Source organism: Bradyrhizobium genomosp. I (2014) (assembly GCF_000261685.1).
In the GTDB taxonomy this organism is placed as follows: domain Bacteria; phylum Pseudomonadota; class Alphaproteobacteria; order Rhizobiales; family Xanthobacteraceae; genus Bradyrhizobium.
In genome coordinates, this window is sequence record NZ_AJQE01000239.1 from 1 (window position 1) to 4,678 (window position 4,678).

4 protein-coding genes are annotated in these 4,678 nt (G+C 62.5%); 3 read left to right on the forward strand and 1 reads right to left on the reverse strand.

Annotated elements, in window-relative coordinates; genetic code table 11:
* Positions 1-1,136: D-alanyl-D-alanine carboxypeptidase family protein (locus IC50_RS22500; RefSeq protein ID WP_035709747.1), on the reverse strand; the 1,136-nt coding region annotated here is incomplete at its 3' end.
* Positions 1,137-1,522: 386 nt separating this feature from the next.
* Between IC50_RS22500 and IC50_RS22505 the strand changes: the two genes are divergently transcribed.
* The 3 genes from IC50_RS22505 to IC50_RS22515 all read left to right on the forward strand — a co-directional run.
* Positions 1,523-1,861 carry a phasin family protein gene (locus IC50_RS22505; RefSeq protein ID WP_035709745.1) on the forward strand — a complete coding sequence of 113 codons (339 nt, stop codon included), beginning with the start codon at positions 1,523-1,525 and terminating at the stop codon, positions 1,859-1,861.
* 700 nt (positions 1,862-2,561) lie between these two features.
* Positions 2,562-2,894, forward strand: coding sequence for an ATP-dependent Clp protease adapter ClpS (clpS, locus tag IC50_RS22510; protein WP_015685564.1), 333 nt, complete (start codon positions 2,562-2,564; stop codon positions 2,892-2,894).
* A 286-nt stretch (positions 2,895-3,180) separates the two neighbouring features.
* On the forward strand, positions 3,181-4,678 hold a 1,498-nt coding region (locus IC50_RS22515; RefSeq protein WP_035709746.1), incomplete at its 3' end, for an AAA family ATPase.

The following is a 4,678-nucleotide window of genomic DNA, read 5'->3' on the forward strand; positions in this document are numbered from 1 at the left end:
TTGGTGAGCGGCGCAGGCTCGATCTTGGCTTCCGGCTTGGGTGGGGCCGGCGGCACCGCGGCAGTGGCCGCGGCAAGCGTCGACAGGCGGGCCGCGAGACGAGACTGGGCAGACTCGGGAGCAGGGGTTGCGGCCTGGGCCTGCGGAGCGGGACGGGCCGGCGGAGTATCCGACGCATCAGCAATTTCGGTATTGGCCTGGGCGCCGTTGCGCTCCGTGACCGCGGCGACCGTGTGCGTGGTCGCCCCCTTCTCGAGGTTCTCCGCCAGCAGGTTGCGCATGATGGCGTCGCGCGAGCCGCCGCTGCGGCCGCCAAGCACCACGCCGATCAGGTGGCGGTTGCCGCGGCGGATCGAGGTGACGAGATTGAAGCCGGAAGCGCGGGTGTAGCCGGTCTTGATGCCGTCCACGCCCTCGACGCTGCCGAGCAGGTGATTGTGATTGCGGATCGACTGTCCCCGCCAGTTGAACGTGGAGGTCGCGAAATAACGGTAGTAGCGCGGAAAGCGTTCCTGGATGGCGCGACCGAGCGTGGCCTGGTCGCGCGCGGTCGTGACCTGCTCGTCGTTGGGAAGGCCATTGGCGTTGCGGTAGACCGTCCTGGACATGCCGAGCGAGCGCGCCTTGCGCGTCATCATCTGGGCGAAGTCGTCCTCGTTACCGGCGATCGCTTCCGCGATCACCACGGCTGCGTCGTTGGCCGAGCGGGTGACGAGGCCCTTGATCGCGTCCTCGACGCGAATCGTCTGGCCGGCACGCAGATTCAGCTTGGTCGGGTCCTGATCGGCGGCGTGCTGGGACACCGGCATCTCGGTGTCGAGCTTCATCCTGCCGGATTCGAGGCGCTCGAACAGCAGGTAGAGCGTCATGATCTTCGTCAGCGAGGCCGGATGGCGGATCCCGTCAGGGCTTGTTGCCTGGAGCACCGCGCCGGAATTGCCGTCGACGATGATCGACGCGAATTTCGGGCTCGAGCTCTCGGACACATCGCGCTGGACGCGGTGGTGCGCATAGTGACGGCGATGGCGCCGTGCCTCCGCTGCATCGGTAGTGAAAATGACTGCGGTGGTGACCGTAAGAAGCCCGAAAACGCCAACCCGCGCCAAGCGCGAGGAAGACAAGTTTTTACGAAGCATGGAACCCCGTCCCCGTTTCTGACTAGATCACCGGCCCGTGAGGCAAAATTGTGCCCATGGGGCCCGGGATCACTACCTGCTCAGGCTGTCCCTCCGCTGGTGTTCGCCGCGGGGGACGTTGGACCCGAGCCGCTATTCTGGCTAAGGTGATGTTCTCAAGCGGTTTTTGGCCGTTTGCGGAAGTGAACACGTCCAGGGAATCAGGGTAGGGGACCGCAGTTTCCAAAAGCTTAAGGAACCCTTGCGGGAAACTCCGGGAATTTCCGCGATTTGCATTGAGTTTTGTGCGTCGCACAAGATTCTTGACTTTTTTGTGCGTTGCACTAATTTTGAGCGAAGTCAGGGAGCCGGGCTTCCCGACGAGAGCCAGGGATAAGGATTCCGACATGTTCAAGGTTGAAGACTTTCAGAACTACGGGAAAGAGCAGTTCGAGCAGTGCGTTGCCTCCGCGACCTCGGTGCAGCACGGTCTCCAGGCGATCGCCAGCGCTTATGGCGACTATACGAAGAAGTCGTTCGAAGACACCAAGTCCTTCGTCGAGAAGCTTTCCGGCGTGAAGTCGCTGGACAAGGCCATGGAAGCGCAGACCGATTTCGCCCGTTCCGCCTACGAGACCTTCGTTGCGGAATCGCAGAAGATCGCTGGCCTCTACGGCGACCTCGCCAAGCAGGCGTTCAAGCCGGTCGAGACCATCGTGTCGAAGTTCACCCCGGCCGCGAACTAAGCTTTCCCGGATATCCTGAAAGCAAAAGCCCGGCTGAACAGCCGGGCTTTTCGTTTGTCGCGACGGGTTAGCCTCCGCACGCCACGCGCAGTCTGGACGGTCAGTTCGTTCGATCGTCCAGAATGCGTCAACGCTCTGGTGCGCCGGCGTGTTGAGGACGAACTTGTTGGTGCTGCCCGCGCAAGATTGCAGTGCATCGGCTGATCTACGCGGGCCCCGGAGTCTCGCGCAGCTTCCTCCTTGCCCGATTTCGCGCCACGCGTTTCGAGCGGCAGCTCGACTGCACCATAAGTCCGTAGATGATCCGCGCGAAACCGTCGCAGCAACTGGCCGGGTGGTTCCTCATCAACATGTTCTAACCAGGTAGCGCGGAAATTTTTGTCAAATCGGTCCGGATTGATTAACCTTGGCTAGGATCGTCCGGATCTGGAATCGGGACCGCCGCGGCCGCATCGGCCGGACCTTTGCACGCTTGCGGCGAGCCGGGGGCGGGCCCATATTGTTGACGACCGATACGGCTTGGACCGGACCGGTTGGAAGCGGCGATCCACCGAGGCGGCGCGCCTGTGTGAAGCTCCGGAGGCTGGGGCTCTGCGGCGGACCGTCATACGCTTCCGTGGGGAATTTGAACGCCTGAGCCATGCCGCAACTGTTGTCCAGACTCGACCTGTCCGCGGCCACCGCCGCCCTCGCTCCCCGAATGAGCAATGACGAGAACCGTTCCGGCGGTCCGACGGGGCCGAACACCTCTGTCATCACCAAGGTCAAGCCGAAGACCAAGCGACCGAACCTGTACCGCGTGCTGATCCTGAACGACGACTACACGCCGATGGAATTCGTCGTCCACGTGCTGGAGAAGTTCTTCCAGAAGGACGTCGAGGCGGCGACCAAGATCATGCTGCATGTTCACCATCACGGTATCGGGGAGTGCGGCGTGTTTACCTACGAGATCGCCGAGACCAAGGTGACGCAGGTGATGGACTTCGCCCGCAAGCACCAGCATCCGCTCCAATGCGTGATGGAAAAGAAGTAATCGCGCGTTCGGGTTTTTTTAGAGTGGTTCTGTTGGTGTAGTGTGTGACGGCAGCACATCCTGCTGCCTGATCCGGCGGACATTGGCGCCGGCGTCAATCCTGCCCAGATGGGTGGTTCTGCCCAAATCGGAACGGGTTTTGCATCGAAAGTACCGCATGTGTGTGTCGCCGCCGAGTCGCGGAACCGGTCTTTCGCCGCGATCTTGTATAACTATATGTGACAAAGGTTGTTGTTGCCTGACCGGGCGATGACGATCATGATGGTGGGGGCCATAGAGGACGCGAATGCCGACTTTTTCCCAAAGCCTTGAACAATCCCTGCATCGTGCGCTGGCGATCGCAAACGAGCGTCATCACCAATACGCGACGCTCGAGCATCTCTTGCTCTCCCTGATCGACGACTCCGATGCAGCCGCCGTCATGCGCGCCTGTAGCGTCGATCTCGACAAGCTCCGCACGAGCCTCGTCAACTATCTTGAAACCGAATTCGAGAATCTGGTGACGGATGGCGCCGACGACGCCAAGCCGACCGCCGGTTTCCAGCGCGTGATCCAGCGCGCGGTGATTCACGTACAATCCTCCGGCCGCGAAGAGGTGACCGGCGCCAACGTGCTGATCGCGATCTTCGCCGAGCGCGAGAGTCATGCCGCGTACTTCCTGCAGGAGCAGGACATGACGCGCTACGACGCGGTCAACTACATCAGCCACGGCATCGCCAAGCGGCCGGGCGTGTCCGAGGCGCGGCCCGTGCGCGGCGTCGACGAGGAGACCGAGACCAAGGGCAACGAGGACGCCAAGAAGAAGGGCGAGGCGCTCGAGACCTATTGCGTCAACCTCAACAAGAAGGCGCGCGACGGCAAGATCGATCCGGTGATCGGACGCAATTCCGAGATCAACCGTGCGATCCAGGTGCTGTGCCGCCGGCAGAAGAACAACCCGTTGTTCGTCGGCGAGGCCGGCGTCGGCAAGACCGCGATCGCCGAGGGCCTCGCCAAGCGCATCGTCGACAGCGAGGTGCCGGAGGTTCTGGCGGCTGCGACCGTGTTCTCACTGGACATGGGCACGCTGCTTGCCGGCACGCGCTACCGCGGCGACTTCGAGGAGCGCCTGAAGCAGGTGCTCAAGGAGCTTGAGGCGCATCCCAACGCGATCCTGTTCATCGACGAGATCCACACCGTGATCGGTGCGGGCGCGACGTCGGGCGGGGCGATGGATGCCTCGAACCTGCTCAAGCCGGCGCTCGCCTCGGGCACGATCCGCTGCATGGGCTCGACCACCTACAAGGAATATCGCCAGCACTTCGAGAAGGACCGCGCGCTGGTGCGGCGCTTCCAGAAGATCGACGTCAACGAGCCGACGGTCGAGGACGCCATCGCGATCCTCAAGGGTCTCAAGCCGTATTTCGAGGACTACCACCGGCTGAAGTACACCAATGAGGCGATCGAGGCCGCCGTTCAGCTCTCCTCGCGCTACATCCACGACCGCAAGCTGCCGGACAAGGCGATCGACGTGATCGACGAGTCCGGTGCGGCCCAGATGCTGGTTGCCGAGAACAAGCGCAAGAAGACCATCGGCATCAAGGAGATCGAGACCACGATCGCCTCGATGGCGCGGATCCCGCCGAAGAGCGTGTCGAAGGACGATGCCGAGGTGCTCAAGCATCTCGAGCAGACCTTGAAGCGCACCGTGTTCGGCCAGGACAAGGCGATCGAGTCGCTCGCCGCTTCGATCAAGCTGGCGCGTGCCGGCCTGCGCGAGCCGGAGAAGCCGATCGGCTGGGTTT